Below are 14,964 nucleotides of genomic sequence, written 5' to 3'. Positions count from 1 at the left end.
CTTACCCAAACAGATATTAAAAAAGTACTGGCCTATTCAACCGTATCGCAGTTGGGTTATATGTTTTTAGGTTTAGGCGTTGGCGCTTACACAGGCGCTTTCTTCCACGTATTAACACACGCTTTCTTTAAAGCATTATTATTCCTGGGAGCAGGTTCTGTTATTCATGCCATGGGCAATGAGCAGGATATGCGCAAAATGGGCGGGCTGAAAGGCAAGATAAAAGTAACCTTCATTACCATGCTGGTAGGTACCATCGCTATAGCGGGTATCCCTCCGTTCTCGGGTTTCTTTTCAAAAGACGAAATTTTGGCCGCGGCCTTTGCACATAGCACAACGTTTTATGTAGTGGGTGTTATCACCGCAGGTTTAACATCTTTCTATATGTTCCGGATGATGTACCTTACCTTTTGGGGTAAATTCCGCGGAACGCATGAGCAGGAACACCACCTGCATGAGTCGCCTGCTAACATGACCATCCCATTGATCATCCTGGCTATACTATCGGCCATCGCAGGGATGATAGGCGTACCCGCAGTATTAGGCGGTCACCACGAACTTGGCGCATACCTTGCACCGGTGTTTGAGCAATCGGCAAAATTATTGGGCGAGCATGAGCTTAGCCATAACACCGAATGGATATTAATGGGTACATCGGTACTGATCGCATTATTAGCATTGGGCTATGCCTATAGCAAATATGTAAGCGGTAACCACGTACCGGTAAGCGATGAAGAAGAGCGCCCGGCTTTGGCCAACCTGTCATACCATAAATTTTATATTGATGAATTGTATGATAAAGTGATCCGCAAGCCGCTGGATGCTATATCGGTGTTCTTCTACAAAGTGGTAGAGCAATTAGGTATTGATGGCTTTGTGAACGGGCTTGGTAAAGGTGCTTTAGATACAAGTAAAGGCCTGCGCCTGTTGCAAACAGGTAATGTAGGTTTCTACATATTTATGATGGTGGTAGGCATTATTGCCATTTTGGTGTACAGTTTAATTAAAATAGGCGCTTAAGCGTTAACATATAAAATGACGGTTAGCATTTTACTTTTTTTACCGGTAGTGGCAGCCCTTTTGGTGCTGTTGTTTAAGAATGAGGCAGCCAGGCACGCGGCCCTGTTATTCTCGCTTATTGAGCTTGGGATAGTTGTGTATTTCCTTACAGGTTTTGTACCAGATGCATCTGTGCAATATGGTATTGATGTACCCTGGATAGCACAAATGGGCATTTACTTTAAAGCCGGTATTGATGGCATCAGTATGGTGATGGTATTACTCACCACGGTACTTGTGCCGCTTATTATACTCACTACGTACAAACACGAGTATAAAAACGCGAAAGCTTTTTATGCATTGATCCTGTTTATGCAGGCCGGTTTGTTAACCGTATTTACCGCGTTAGATGGCTTCCTTTTCTACGTAGGTTGGGAGGCCGCGCTGATCCCTATTTACTTTATTTGTGCACTATGGGGCGGGGAAAACCGCATCCGCATCAATATTAAGTTTTTCATTTACACCTTTGCCGGGTCGTTATTTATGCTGGTGGGTATTATTTACCTGTACCTGCAAACACCGGGTAAGGTGTATGACCTTCACTCGTTTTACGACCTTAGCTTAAGCTTAACACAGCAAAACTGGGTGTTTTGGGCGTTCTTTATAGCCTTTGCTATCAAGATGCCGTTATTCCCTTTCCATACCTGGCAGCCGGATACCTATACCGAAGCGCCATCGGCAGGTACCATGATGTTATCGGGTATTATGCTAAAAATGGGTATTTACGGGGTTATCCGCTGGCTGATACCAAATGCCCCTGCGGGTTTCCTGCAATGGCAAAACCTGGTGATGATATTATCGGTAATCGGTGTTGTATACGCTTCGCTTATTGCCTTTAATCAAAAAGATGGTAAACGCCTGGTGGCTTATTCATCTATTGCACACGTTGGTTTGATAGCTGCCGGTATATTCGCCTGGACAGTACAAGGCGTACAGGGCGCCATGATACAAATGCTGAGCCACGGTATTAACGTGGTGGGTATGTTCTTTATCTGGGATATCATCAGCCGCCGTTTAAAAACCCGCGACATCAACCAGATGGGTGGTATTGCCAAAGTAGCGCCAAATTTCTCAATCGCATTTTTGATCATCGTTTTGGGTACAGTAGCCCTGCCGTTAACCAATGGGTTTGTAGGCGAGTTCCTGTTGCTGAAAGGTGTATTTAATTATAACATTTGGTTTGCCGCTGTTGCGGGTTTAACCATCATATTTGGCGCAGTATACATGCTGCGCATGTACAAAAATGTAATGCAGGGCGAAACCAACGAATTAACGGCACTATTTGCCGATATAAGCGGTTCGGAGAAACTGGTACTTGGAATTATCTGCGTGCTGATCATTGGCATCGGTGTTTATCCGCAGCCAATACTGCACCTGTCTGAAGCGGCAGTTACCAATTTGGTAAATACCGTGAGTGCCAAATTTGTAAATGCAGGTTATTAAAATTCTAATCTCTAATTTCTAAATCCTAAAAGGAAAAGAAAAATGGACGCCGATAAAGCAAATAATAAGCGGTATGATCTTGAAGATAGAACATACTTGTTTGCAAAAGGTACAAAGGAGTTTTTGAAGAGCATAGATAAAAATATTCATAATGTTGAATATTATAAGCAGTTAATACGCTCTTCGGGATCTGTAGCTGCCAATTTAATAGAAGCGACGGAGAGCTTCAGCAGAAACGATTATTCGCACAGAATAAAGATTTGCAGGAAGGAAGCCAAGGAAAGTATATTGTGGCTTAAACTAATAGACGTTACACAAGTAACAGAAGCATCCAGAGATGCACAAATACAAGAGGCTACTGAATTAATGCGAATATTTGGAGCAATACTTGAAAAGATGAAAGCAAATAATCTGTAGGTTTTTAACGATTTAGCTTTAGGGTTTGGTTCTTAAAGTTTTAGAGTTTAGAAATTAGGATTTAGAATTTATATGAAATGATTACTCTAATAATTATATCTGTTTTACCCATTGTGCTTTTGTACCTGGGTTTATATAAAGCCCAAAAAGCTTTATTGCCTGTAACTATTGTTGGCTTATTGGCTGCTTTAGCTGCCGCGGTTATGCAATGGAATACCAACGCAATGCCAATTTATCATGGCATGATGTTGTTTAACAACTTCTCGGTTGCATTTTCTGTAATAAGCATTGTTTCAACAATACTCATCCTGCTGTTATCTAAAGGATATTTTGAAAAGATAAGTAACCATATAGCCGAGTATTACGCGATTATATTGTTCTCGCTGGCCGGTATTATTGTGATGGTATCATACCATAACTTAACCATGCTGTTTATCGGTATCGAGATCATGTCGGTTAGTTTGTATATCCTGGCCGGGATCCGTAAAAGCGATTTCGCATCAAACGAGGCGGCTTTAAAATACTTTTTGATGGGTGCTTTTTCAACAGGCTTCCTGTTGTTTGGTATCACTTTGATCTATGGTGCATCGGGCTCATTTGACCTGGATGTTATCCGCGACTGGGTGGTTACCCATCCCCGCAATATCGATCCGTTGTTTTATACGGGCATCATGCTGATCATCGTTGGCCTTTGTTTTAAGGTTGGTGCCGCGCCATTCCATTTCTGGACACCGGATGTTTACGAAGGTGCGCCTTCACTCATCACCCTGTTCATGTCGACAGTGGTTAAAGTGGCGGGCTTCGCGGCATTCCTGCGTTTATTCTCGGCCTGCTTTTCATCAATCGCTGATTTTTGGACGCCGGTATTACTGGTCATTACCATCATCACGCTGTTTATTGGTAACATAACTGCACTTTACCAGCAAAGCTTTAAACGTATGATGGCCTTCTCCAGCATATCGCACGCAGGCTATTTGTTATTTGCTATTGTAGCATTAGGCGCGGGTTCTGCAAATTCCATATTTGTTTATGCTACGGCTTACTCAATCGCATCTATCATCGCATTTGGCGGGTTAATATTGGTAAGGCAGCAAAGCGGAAGTGACAATTTTGAAGGCTTTAACGGCCTGGCAAAAAACAACCCATTCCTGGCATTGGTACTCACTATCAGTATGCTATCATTAGCCGGTATACCGCTTACAGCGGGCTTTATTGGTAAATTCTTCATGTTCAGTGGGGCGTTGGCACACTATAATGTGTGGCTGGTAATTATTGCGGTGGTAAACGCCATCATCAGTATATTTTATTATTTCCGCATTATTATTGCCATGTATTTCCGCAGTGCAGAACGTGCCGAAGTTGAAGTGCCGGCTTACTACAAGTTTGTTTTGGGCTTCTCGGCAATCGTAACTATCGTTATTGGTGTTTACCCTGCATTGATATCAACCCTTATTTAATAAAGGGCGTAACTACAATTTCATTTAATATTTGTAGTTTTACGGATATAGTTAATGGAAAACTTTTGGGAATACCTTCAAAATTTAACCGACGCACAGTCTATTTTAAGCAGTGGTGGGTTTTACCTGTTGCTTATTGTGGTTTTTGCCGAAACCGGGTTATTTTTCGGATTTTTTTTACCGGGCGATTATTTGTTGTTCCTGGCTGGCTTGTTAAGTGCCGCGGGGATAATCCACGTTCCTATTTATACGCTTGTGCTTTCGCTGATAGCGGCAGGTATTTTGGGTAATTATACAGGCTATTGGTTTGGTTACCGAACGGGGCCGGTGCTATTCAGTAAAAACGATTCCTTCTTTTTTAAAAAGCGTTATATAACCGTTGCTGAAGAGTTTTATGCGAAATATGGCGGCATGGCACTGATTTTAGGAAGATTTTTCCCTATAGTTAGGACATTTGCCCCTATATTTGCAGGTATTGTACGGGTTGACCTTAAAAAGTTTACCGTTTACAATATTGTAGGCAGCGTGGCCTGGGTAACAACACTAACCTTAGCCGGTTATTTTTTAGGCAGGCGCTTCCCCAATTTAAAAGATTATCTGCAGTACATTGTACTTGGTTTGATAATTATTACAACAATTCCGCTGATTATTGCTTTTGTGAGAAGACAGATCGCAAAATCAAAAGAACAGTAATTAATATAATATAGAATACATGAGCACACAACATCCCTGGCATCAGGTTTCACCGGGCGATAACATTCCTGAGATAGTAAATGCAATAATTGAGATCCCAAAGGGCTCAAAAGCAAAGTATGAGATAGATAAAGAATCGGGCCTTTTGAAGCTCGATCGTGTATTGTTCTCGTCGGTAATGTACCCGGCAAATTATGGCTTTATACCGCAAACCTATTGTGATGATAATGACCCGCTGGATATTTTGGTACTTTGTTCGATAGATGTTTTCCCGATGTCTATCATAGAGGCAAAAGTAGTAGGCGTTATGCACATGGTTGATAACGGCGAACAGGATGATAAGATCATCGCGGTAGCAAAGAATGACATGTCGGTTAATTACATTAACGACCTTGCCGAATTGCCGCCACATGCAATGAAAGAAATTGTACGCTTTTTTAGCGACTATAAAGTACTTGAAGGTAAAAACGTAACCATCGAGCATTTGCTGGGTGTACGCTATGCCCATAAGGTAATACAAGAAAGTTTAGAGTTATATAAGTCTACTTTCCCCCATAACCAATAATTTTAATTAATGGACCCCGAACATTACGAAATTAGTGCCTTTTATATTTTCCTTACCATTTTCCTGGTATTGTTAAATGGCTTTTTTGTGGCAGCAGAATTTGCCATGGTAAGAGTTAGAGGATCACAAATTGAGATAAAAGCTAAATCAGGCAGCGGGGTTGCAAAAGTAGCAAGGGGCATATTACACAACCTTGATGGTTATTTGGCGGCTACCCAACTGGGTATCACCATAGCGTCACTGGGGCTGGGTGTTGTAGGCGAGGGCGTGGTAACCAATATTGTGTTACGCGCTTTTATGGCTGTAGGTATAACACTTACACCGGGCTTTATAACAGCCAGCCATGTACTGTCGTTCGTAGCCATAACGGTACTGCACATTGTATTTGGCGAGCTTGCACCAAAATCATTAGCTATACAAAAATCGGTGCGTACCACACTGGCGGTTTCATTACCGCTAAGATTTTTCTTTGTGGTGTTCCGTCCGTTTATATGGCTGCTTAATGGCTTTGCTAATTTCATATTAAAGTTATTCGGCATTACTACCTTAGAAGGCGGCGAAACCCATCACTCATCCGAAGAGTTGCAATACCTTTTAGAGCAGGGTAAGGAAACCGGCGCTATAGACTCGAACGAGCATGAACTGATCCAGAACGTGTTTGATTTTAACGAACGTGTGGTAAAGAACATTATGGTACCCCGTACCAAAATATCGGGTATTGAACTTGATACCAGCAAGGAAGTGCTTTTAGAAATATTGATAACTGAAGGGTACTCGCGGATGCCGGTGTTTGATGAGGTGATAGATAAAATTGTAGGTATAGTACACGCTAAAGATATTCTGCCTTTACTGGCACGTGGCGAGGAGATAATACTGAAAAACATAATCCGTAAACCTTATTTTATCCCCGAAACCAAAAAGATAAATGATTTGATGGCCGAACTGCAGCAAAAGCGCATCCAGATAGCCATTGTATCTGACGAGTTTGGCGGTACCGCCGGGATGGTTACGCTGGAGGATATTGTTGAAGAATTGGTTGGCGAGATACAGGACGAGTTTGACGAGGAAAAACCAATTGTTGAAAAACTGAACGACCGAGAATTTGTGGTGAACGCCCTTGCGCCGATATATGACGTGAACGAGCACCTGCCGCATGACTTGCCCGAAGACGGCGACTTTGATACCGTATCAGGATGGTTGGGCCATATTTTTGGTAAGATACCAGACGTGGGCGAACAAAAGGAAAGTAACGGCTATAACATCACGGTACTAAAAAAATCAGACCAGAACATTGAATCTGTAAAGCTGGAGTTGCTGATAAATGAAGAGGACGCTGTAGATTTACATTAATTATAAAATGATGAGTTTTAAAAAAGCTTTAGGCTTTTCGCTTTCAGCTTTCAGCCTATTTAAATGCAGCTTTTTTACACCCCCGATATTGACCCATCGTTAGCCCAATACTTTTTAAGCGAGGAAGAGAGCAAACATGCCGTGCGTGTATTGCGCCTTACAGTTGGTGATAAAGTGACCCTGATAGATGGCAAAGGCGGCCTTTACAAAGCCGAAATAAAAGACGCGCATCCAAAACGCACCATCCTGCAAATAAATTCGGTTACTACCGGGTTTAATAAACGCAACCATTACCTGCACATTGCCATAGCGCCAACAAAAAACTTGGATAGGGTAGAGTGGTTTTTAGAGAAAGCTACTGAAATAGGTATTGATGAGATAACACTCATCATCTGCCAGCGATCGGAGCGGAAAGAGGCCAAGGCTGAGCGTTTAAACAAGATCATTACATCAGCCATCAAACAATCTATAAAGGCGTATCACCCGGTATTGAACGGGCCGGTTGCTTTGAGCCAGTTTTTAAAGCAGCCTTTCGGAGGGCAAAAGTTTATAGCCCATTGCGATGAAGGCGAAAAAATAAGCCTGGCACAATCTATTGAAAAACAAAACCGTTATTTAATACTAATAGGCCCCGAAGGCGATTTTACCCCTGCCGAAGTGGATGCCGCTTTGCAGAACGGATATAAAGCCATAACTTTAGGGGAGAGCCGCCTTCGTACCGAAACGGCCGCGCTCGAAGCCTGCTTCGAGGTGAATTTTTTAAACCGATAGTTTTGTGAGAAGATCCGTTTTGTTTACTGCCTTTATAGCCCTTGTGTTTTGCGTCAGCAGCTTTACCGCGCCATCATACAAAATGGGCAGGCTTAAATATAACGGCGGCGGCGATTGGTACGGCGACCGTACCGCACTAATAAACCTCATTAAGTTTTGTAACGAAAACCTGAAGACCAATTTTCAGCCCGAAGAAGAGGTGGTTGAGGCAGGCAGCGAGCAGATCTATAATTACCCTTTTATATTTATGACCGGTCATGGTAACGTGATATTCAGCGACCAGGAAGCACGTAACTTGCGCAAGTATTTAACCGGGGGAGGGTTTCTGCATATCGATGATAACTACGGTTTCGATAAATTCATCCGTCCGCAAATGAAAAAGGTATTCCCCGAACTTGATTTTGTGGAACTGCCAGCTAATTACGCCATCTATCACCAAAAATATAGCTTCCCCGCAGGGCTGCCAAAAATTCATGAACATGATGGCAAACGCCCGCAAGGTTTCGGCCTGATATATAAAGGCAGGCTGGTGTGTTTTTACACCTACGAGTGCGACCTTGGCAACGGGTGGGAAGATTATGGCACCTACGCCGGCGATACGCAGGAAGCGCGTTTAAAAGCCTTGAAAATGGGGGCAAATTTAATTCAGTATATATTCACCAAATAAGTATGTATAACATAAAGGTTAACAATAAGCACGATTTTGAAGTAGACAGGAAAGGCGATAGCCTGCTTGTGAACGATAACACTATTAATGCCGATATAAAACAACTTAATGATCTGTTATACCATATCATCAATGACAATGGCTCGTACAATGCCGAAGTAGTAAGTTTTAACCGCGAAGCAAAAACTGCCGAAATAAAGGTGAACAACAATATTTATACTATTGCAGCCAAAGATAAGTTTGATGTACTGCTTGATAAAATGGGGCTTAGTAATTTAATGACCGCTAAGGTAAGTGAGATAAAAGCCCCTATGCCCGGCCTGGTATTAAAAGTATTGGTTGAAGAAGGCACAGAAGTTAAGAAAGGCGAAAACCTTTTTGTGCTGGAAGCCATGAAGATGGAGAACATTATTAAAGCCCCGGCTGATGTTACCATAAAAACTATCAAAATTAAACCCGGCGATAAGGTTGAAAAAGGGCAGATATTGATGCTTTTTTAACTTTAATATTAAACATTTACAACAAAAGGCATAATTTATTATGCCTTTTGTTGTTTAGTAACATTTTTATTACGAACTTATATACATTTTCCACAAAACCCATAGACTATGAAGAAAATTTTACTTTTATTTCTGTTGTTATTTACAGTTACAGTAGCCATCAGTCAAACAAAAGTGGTGACAGGTAAGGTAACAGATCAGAAAGACGGTTCGGCGTTACCCGGGGTAACAGTAGCCGTTAAAGGTTCGCCCACTATTGGTATACAAACAGATGTAAACGGTAGCTACCGTTTACCCGTACCTGTTGATGCCAAATCATTAATTTTTAGATTTATAGGCTACAAAGATGTTGAACTGCCTATTACAGGAACGGTAATAAACACTCAGTTAGCAGTAGACCCCAAACAGCTTACCGAAGTTTTAGTAGTAGGTTATGGTACACAAAAGCGCCAAAACGTTACGGGGTCTATTTCATCCATTGCTGCTAAAGAGATAGAGGGTACGCCCGCTACGTCATTAGAGCAAGCTATACAAGGGAAATCTGCCGGGGTGTTCATCCAGTCAGACAATGGTAAGCTTGGCCAGGGCATATCGATAAGAGTGCGCGGCTCATCATCCGTATCTGCGGGTACCCAACCACTTTATGTATTGGACGGCATTCCAATAACTACCGATAATTTATCAAGCACAGAAGCACCAACCAACCCCATTGCCGATATCAATTTTAACGATATTGAATCTATCCAGATATTGAAGGATGCATCGGCATCGGCTATATATGGCGCCAGGGCTTCAAATGGTGTTGTGGTTATTACTACCAAAAAAGGTAAGGCCGGAGCAACTAAAATAAATTTTTCGGCGCAATATGGCTTTAGCAAGCCATCAAGGCATCGTAAGTTTTTAAACGCCACCCAGTTTGTAAAATATGTAGAGCGCGAAGGTGTTGGCGCTGCCAAGCAGGATTTTGACGCTGGGCTTTACGACTCCCTTGCAGATGCATTGGCTGATTATAAAGATATCATAAATAGCGATTTAACTTATTACGCGGCCGATAACGCCAAATATGCAAACGGCAAAGTTAATACCGATTGGGAAAGCCAGGCTTACCAAAACGCTCCGCAAATGCAGTACGATCTTAACCTATCGGGTGGTAACGATAAAACCACCTACTATATAGGCGGGCAATATCTGGATCAGGATGGGATATTGGTAGGTAATAGCTTTAAGCGCTATTCGAGCAGGATAAACCTCGATAATAAGGTTACCTCAAAGCTTAGTGTGGGCATTAACCTGAGTTTTGCCAATACCATTAACAACCGCGTATCAAACGATAACGCTTTTAGTACACCATTGCAAATTGTGGCACTATCGCCAATTACGCCATTGAAAGATCCGCGCACGGGTTTATTAAGTGGTAGCCTGCCCGGAGAGGCGGAAGATTACCCGTTGTATTATAACCCATTGCTTGCGGTTGATAATGCACGTTACAAAGCAACCGTTTTCCGTACCATTGGTAACGTGTACGGTAACCTGGAAATAGCCAAAGGGTTTAGCTTTCGTACAGAGTTTGGCGTTGACCAGTTAAACCAGGCAGAAGATAGTTATTATGGCGCTTTAACATTCCGTAATACAGGTACCGATAATGGCTTTGGGCAAAATACAACAACGCAGGTGTTAAATTTTAACACCAACAATTACTTTAGCTACAAGCACACATTTGGCGAGAAGCACGCGCTCGACCTTACACTGGGTACAAGTTATCAGCGGTCAAGAACCACAGGCAACGACGTGCAGGGGCAGGAGTTCCCTTCTGATGCCTTTAAGAAGCTTTCTGCGGCCGCGTCAATCACCTCGGGTTCATCCTTTGATGATTCGTACAGCTTCCTGTCATATTTCTTTAGAGCTAATTATGCTTATAATGGCAAATATCTCATATCTGCTAGCGCGCGTACAGATGGCTCATCAAGGTTCGGACCCGATAAACGCTACGGCTTTTTCCCTGCCGGTTCAGTGGGCTGGATAATATCTGAAGAGGAGTTTTTAAAAAACAGCAATACCATCAGTAACTTAAAACTTAGGGTTAGTTATGGTTTAACGGGTAATGCCGAAATTGGTAACCACTCGTATCTGGGCTTATTCTCGCCGGCTAATTATAATGGCGTAGGTGGCCAGGCATTTACGCAATTGGCAAACCCTAATCTTAAGTGGGAGTCAACAGCGCAACTGGATCTGGGGATAGATTTCGGTTTCTTTAACAACCGCCTTTCCGGCTCTATCGATTACTACGAGAAAAAAACTAAAGATCTGTTACTAACTGTAAATCTGCCGGGCACCCTGGGGCTATCAACCCAAACCCAAAACCTGGGCAGGTTATATAATAAGGGATTAGAGCTTGAACTATCAGGTGATATTTTTGTAGGGAAGTTCAGGTGGACCAGCAGCCTCAATGCCTCTTACAATAAAAATATTGTAACCTTTATTAACGGGCAGGTTTTAGGTACAAATGACCTTAACCGCGTAATTGAAGGCCAGCCAATCGGTGTTTTTTACGGTCCTGAGTATGCAGGTGTAAACCCCGATAATGGCGATGCATTGTATTTTAAAAATTCAAAAGATGCCGCTGGTAACATCGACCGCACAAAAACTAATGATTATAATGAGGCTGAGCGTGTAGTACTCGGTAACCCAACCCCAAAATATATCGGGGGTTTTACCAACACTTTTGGTTACAACGGGTTCGATCTTTCTATTACCATGCAAGGTGTATTTGGAAATAAAATTTATAACAGCGCAGGCGCGTATATGAGTGCAAACGGTAGTAACGGTTATGATAACCAAACCATAGACCAGTTAGCCTATTGGGACCACCCCGGGCAAATAACAGATGTGCCCGAGCCGCGCCAGTTTTATGCTAACGGCACAGACCCTTCAAGCCGTTACATTTCAAGCGGTACTTATGTGCGTTGTAAAACAGTGGCATTGGGTTATACCCTCCCTAAAGAGGTAACCCGCAAATTTAATGTGCAGAGATTAAGGGTGTTTATGAACGCTTATAACCTGTTTTTAATTACCAAGTACAAGGGCTGGGACCCAGAAGTAAACTCTGATTATCAGTCAGGCAATATCAACCTGGGGGTCGATTTTTATTCGGCACCGCAACCGCGTACAATTACATTTGGGGTTAATGTTAGCTTATAACTTAAATACTACAGCAATGAAAAGATATATATACACAATAGCAATAGCTGTTTTACTTAGCCTTGGCGCTTGTAATAAACAGCTTGATATAAAACCAACGGCGTCAATAGACCAAACCCTTGCTATACGTACCAATGATGATGTACAAAGTACCCTGGTTGGTGCCTATAACCGAATGGGCGATGCCGACCTATATGGCGGTGGCGCTTTTTTTGAGCCGGATCTGCTGGCTACACAGCTAATCATTAATTGGAACGGAACCTTTCAGGACCTTACCCAAATGGTAAATCAAAGAATGGTAAATTCAAACATTTTTGTGCGGGATAATTGGCTGGCTGCTTACGTTGTAATTAACCAAACCAATAACGTACTTGCTAACCTAAAATTAGCAACCAATGATGATGAAAAAAGCCGATGGGAAGGTGAGGCCAAGTTTTTGCGTGGCCTGGTTTATTTTGACCTGGCCAGGCTATATGGCAAAGCATGGAATGATGGCGACCCCGGTACTAACCTGGGTGTACCCATTGTGCTAACGCCAACTACAACGGCAGACGAATCGGCAAAGGTTGCCAGGGCTACTGTGAAACAAACCTATGAACAGGCCATAAAAGACCTGACGGATGCCAAAACCTTACTGCCCGACGATAATAGCTTTTATGCCAATAAATACGCGGCGCAGGCTATTTTAGCCCGTCTGTATTTGCAGCAGGGCGATTATGAAAATGCCCGTGATGAAGCCAATGATGTAATATCGTCAAACGTATACAGGTTGAATGATAAGTATGAAGATGAGTTCCCGTCAAAAAGTAAAACACATTTTGATAACACCGTTGAAGATATATTTGCCATACAGGTTACGCAACAATTGGGCACAAACGCCATGAACACTTATTATGCCTCATCAGGCAATGCAGGCCGTGGGGATATCAGGGTAAAAGATGATTTTTTAGCCGAGTTTGAGCCGGGCGATGTAAGGGGTGAGTTTTATACCATAACATCTGTTAACCGTACTATGAAATTTAATAACCAGTATGGTAATATCCATGTTATACGCCTTGCCGAACTTTACCTCATCCGCGCCGAAGCTAACAACCGCCTGGGTACTATTATAGGTGCTACACCAAAAGATGATGTTAATACTTTAAGGGTACGGGCACATTTAACACCTGTGGGTGCTGTAACGCTTGATGATATATTGATGGAAAGAAGGCACGAACTGGCTTTTGAGGGAGGGTTCTTCCTGCACGATGCAAAACGCCTGCAAGCCACGACGGATGATAGTAACCCGTTTAAAAAATATACGGCGGGTACCTTGCCATATAATTCTCCAAGGCTGGTGTTCCCTATACCACTACGCGAAATTTTGGCTAACCCCAAACTGCAGCAAAACGAAGGCTACGGCCAGTAAACAAAGCCCCCGATTTATCGGGGGCTTTGTTATAATTTACAACCTAATATTTTGTTAAAATTGATTTTAAAGAATTTAATTTGGTTTTTGACGGCCTGTTAAGTAACTTGCAATACAATTTAACTAATAAGCCTATGAAATTTATTTTAACCACCATAATTATCTTCTTTACCTTATTTGCTGTAAATGCGCAGGATAAAGGGATCAAATTTCAAAATGGCTTAAGCTGGGCACAGGTAAAGCAAAAAGCTAAAGCCGAGCATAAATATATTTTTGTGGATTGTTATACTACCTGGTGCGTACCCTGCAAACTCATGGCTACCGAGGTTTTCCCTCAGCCGGAGGTGTCGGATTTTTTCAATGATAAATTCATAAGCGTAGCGCTTCAGTTTGATGAAACAAAAAAAGACGATGCAAATACCAAGCGCTGGTATAAAGAAGTAAAACAAATAGAGAAGGATTACAAGGTGAACGCCTATCCAACCTATTTGTTTTTTACCCCTGATGGTGCGTTGGTACACAGCATAGTAGGCGGTTCGGATGCCAAAACTTTTATAACCAAAGCAAAAGAAGCTTTAGATCCTAAAACACAATTGGTAAACCTTAAAAAACAATATGCGGATGGCAACCGCTCCCCGGAGTTTTTAAAAGTTTTTATTGACGCGCTTGGCAGGTCGTGGGATAGTCAGGTAACAGAGGTAATAAATGTTTACCTGCCTACACAAAAAAATCTGCTGACGAAAGAGAACCTACAGCTTATAGCAATGGCCACGGCAAAATCAACAGATCCAGGGTTTAAAACAGTGCAGCAACATAGCAAAGAATTTGACGTAGCAAATGGCCCGGGCCGAAGTCGCGGATTAATAGGCGACATCGCTTTTGATGAGCTTGTGTTGCCTATAGTGCGCGTAAATGGTACTAAGGTTACTAATGGTGGTATGTATTATTATACCGGTGAGATTAATAAATATGTGAACTGGGACGAAGTAAAAGCAAAGCTTGATGCACAATATCCGCAGTTGGCCGATGAAATAGTAGTGAAATCAAAAGTAAGGTATTATCGCGACCTTGAGAACTGGCCAAAATACACGGAACAAGCCGCAGTTTACGTTAAACAGTATGGCAACGATAACCACAATCAGGTAATGACCTACGCAAATGATATTATGCTTTTTACAGATGATAAGGCATGTTTAAAACAGGCCGCTAATTGGTCTAAAGAGGTTTTAGCAACGCCTGATGGAGCTAATACAAGCTGGTATGTAAACGTTTATGCAAGTTTACTTTACAAGCTTGGGCATGCAGATGAGGCACTGACTGTTATAAACGATGCCATTACCAACCTGGGCGATAAGGCTTACGGACTAAAAGATACGCAAGAGAAAATGAAAAAAGGCGGAAACCTATAATTCGCCCAGCTTCATTAAAGCATAAAA

General features: G+C 42.2%; 13 protein-coding genes. All 13 read left to right on the top strand.

Features of this window, described 5'->3' with window-relative positions; all coding sequences use genetic code 11:
* On the top strand, positions 1-1,020 hold a 1,020-nt coding region (locus WC615_RS18210; protein ID WP_372979495.1), incomplete at its 5' end, for a proton-conducting transporter membrane subunit.
* Between the two features lie 15 nt (positions 1,021-1,035).
* Positions 1,036-2,502 carry a NuoM family protein gene (locus tag WC615_RS18205; RefSeq protein ID WP_372979494.1) on the top strand — a complete coding sequence of 489 codons (1,467 nt, stop codon included), beginning with the start codon at positions 1,036-1,038 and terminating at the stop codon, positions 2,500-2,502.
* A gap of 42 nt (positions 2,503-2,544) precedes the next feature.
* Entirely contained in the window at positions 2,545-2,919 is a 375-nt protein-coding gene (locus WC615_RS18200) for a four helix bundle protein (RefSeq protein WP_372979493.1), read from the top strand.
* A gap of 77 nt (positions 2,920-2,996) precedes the next feature.
* Positions 2,997-4,376 carry an NADH-quinone oxidoreductase subunit N gene (locus WC615_RS18195; protein WP_372979492.1) on the top strand — a complete coding sequence of 460 codons (1,380 nt, stop codon included), beginning with the start codon at positions 2,997-2,999 and terminating at the stop codon, positions 4,374-4,376.
* A gap of 54 nt (positions 4,377-4,430) precedes the next feature.
* Positions 4,431-5,069, top strand: coding sequence for a DedA family protein (locus tag WC615_RS18190; protein ID WP_372979491.1), 639 nt, complete (start codon positions 4,431-4,433; stop codon positions 5,067-5,069).
* 19 nt (positions 5,070-5,088) lie between these two features.
* Positions 5,089-5,634, top strand: a complete 546-nt coding sequence (locus WC615_RS18185; RefSeq protein WP_372979490.1) for an inorganic diphosphatase — start codon at positions 5,089-5,091, stop codon at positions 5,632-5,634.
* Positions 5,635-5,643: 9 nt separating this feature from the next.
* The gene (locus tag WC615_RS18180) at positions 5,644-6,984 is read left to right on the top strand and encodes a hemolysin family protein (RefSeq protein ID WP_191175053.1); all 1,341 of its coding nucleotides are present in this window, start codon (positions 5,644-5,646) and stop codon (positions 6,982-6,984) included.
* Positions 6,985-7,047: 63 nt separating this feature from the next.
* Positions 7,048-7,755, top strand: a complete 708-nt coding sequence (locus WC615_RS18175) for a 16S rRNA (uracil(1498)-N(3))-methyltransferase (protein ID WP_372979489.1) — start codon at positions 7,048-7,050, stop codon at positions 7,753-7,755.
* 82 nt (positions 7,756-7,837) lie between these two features.
* A complete protein-coding gene (locus tag WC615_RS18170) occupies positions 7,838-8,422 on the top strand; it encodes a DUF4159 domain-containing protein (RefSeq protein WP_082855879.1) in 585 nt (194 codons plus the stop codon).
* Positions 8,423-8,424: 2 nt separating this feature from the next.
* Positions 8,425-8,922 carry an acetyl-CoA carboxylase biotin carboxyl carrier protein subunit gene (locus WC615_RS18165; protein ID WP_372979488.1) on the top strand — a complete coding sequence of 166 codons (498 nt, stop codon included), beginning with the start codon at positions 8,425-8,427 and terminating at the stop codon, positions 8,920-8,922.
* 108 nt (positions 8,923-9,030) lie between these two features.
* Positions 9,031-12,120, top strand: a complete 3,090-nt coding sequence (locus WC615_RS18160; RefSeq protein ID WP_372979487.1) for a SusC/RagA family TonB-linked outer membrane protein — start codon at positions 9,031-9,033, stop codon at positions 12,118-12,120.
* Positions 12,121-12,136: 16 nt separating this feature from the next.
* A complete protein-coding gene (locus WC615_RS18155) occupies positions 12,137-13,528 on the top strand; it encodes a RagB/SusD family nutrient uptake outer membrane protein (protein ID WP_372979486.1) in 1,392 nt (463 codons plus the stop codon).
* Between the two features lie 134 nt (positions 13,529-13,662).
* Positions 13,663-14,937: a thioredoxin family protein gene (locus WC615_RS18150; protein ID WP_372979485.1), complete on the top strand. Its 1,275-nt coding sequence runs from the start codon at positions 13,663-13,665 to the stop codon at positions 14,935-14,937.
* Positions 14,938-14,964: the final 27 nt, after the last annotated feature.

Origin of the sequence: Mucilaginibacter sp. (assembly GCF_041663085.1) — a bacterium.
Classification (GTDB): domain Bacteria; phylum Bacteroidota; class Bacteroidia; order Sphingobacteriales; family Sphingobacteriaceae; genus Mucilaginibacter.
Note: the sequence above shows the minus strand (reverse complement) of the source record. Positions and strands in the feature narration are given on the sequence as shown.

Bases quoted from the DNA above. Each gene is read 5' to 3' on its own strand.
- WC615_RS18205 (WP_372979494.1), top strand. From the start codon at position 1,036: ATGACGGTTAGCATTTTACTTTTTTTACCGGTAGTGGCAGCCCTTTTG.
- WC615_RS18200 (WP_372979493.1), top strand. From the start codon at position 2,545: ATGGACGCCGATAAAGCAAATAATAAGCGGTATGATCTTGAAGATAGA.
- WC615_RS18195 (WP_372979492.1), top strand. From the start codon at position 2,997: ATGATTACTCTAATAATTATATCTGTTTTACCCATTGTGCTTTTGTAC.
- WC615_RS18190 (WP_372979491.1), top strand. From the start codon at position 4,431: ATGGAAAACTTTTGGGAATACCTTCAAAATTTAACCGACGCACAGTCT.
- WC615_RS18185 (WP_372979490.1), top strand. From the start codon at position 5,089: ATGAGCACACAACATCCCTGGCATCAGGTTTCACCGGGCGATAACATT.
- WC615_RS18180 (WP_191175053.1), top strand. From the start codon at position 5,644: ATGGACCCCGAACATTACGAAATTAGTGCCTTTTATATTTTCCTTACC.
- WC615_RS18175 (WP_372979489.1), top strand. From the start codon at position 7,048: ATGCAGCTTTTTTACACCCCCGATATTGACCCATCGTTAGCCCAATAC.
- WC615_RS18170 (WP_082855879.1), top strand. From the start codon at position 7,838: ATGGGCAGGCTTAAATATAACGGCGGCGGCGATTGGTACGGCGACCGT.
- WC615_RS18165 (WP_372979488.1), top strand. From the start codon at position 8,425: ATGTATAACATAAAGGTTAACAATAAGCACGATTTTGAAGTAGACAGG.
- WC615_RS18160 (WP_372979487.1), top strand. From the start codon at position 9,031: ATGAAGAAAATTTTACTTTTATTTCTGTTGTTATTTACAGTTACAGTA.
- WC615_RS18155 (WP_372979486.1), top strand. From the start codon at position 12,137: ATGAAAAGATATATATACACAATAGCAATAGCTGTTTTACTTAGCCTT.
- WC615_RS18150 (WP_372979485.1), top strand. From the start codon at position 13,663: ATGAAATTTATTTTAACCACCATAATTATCTTCTTTACCTTATTTGCT.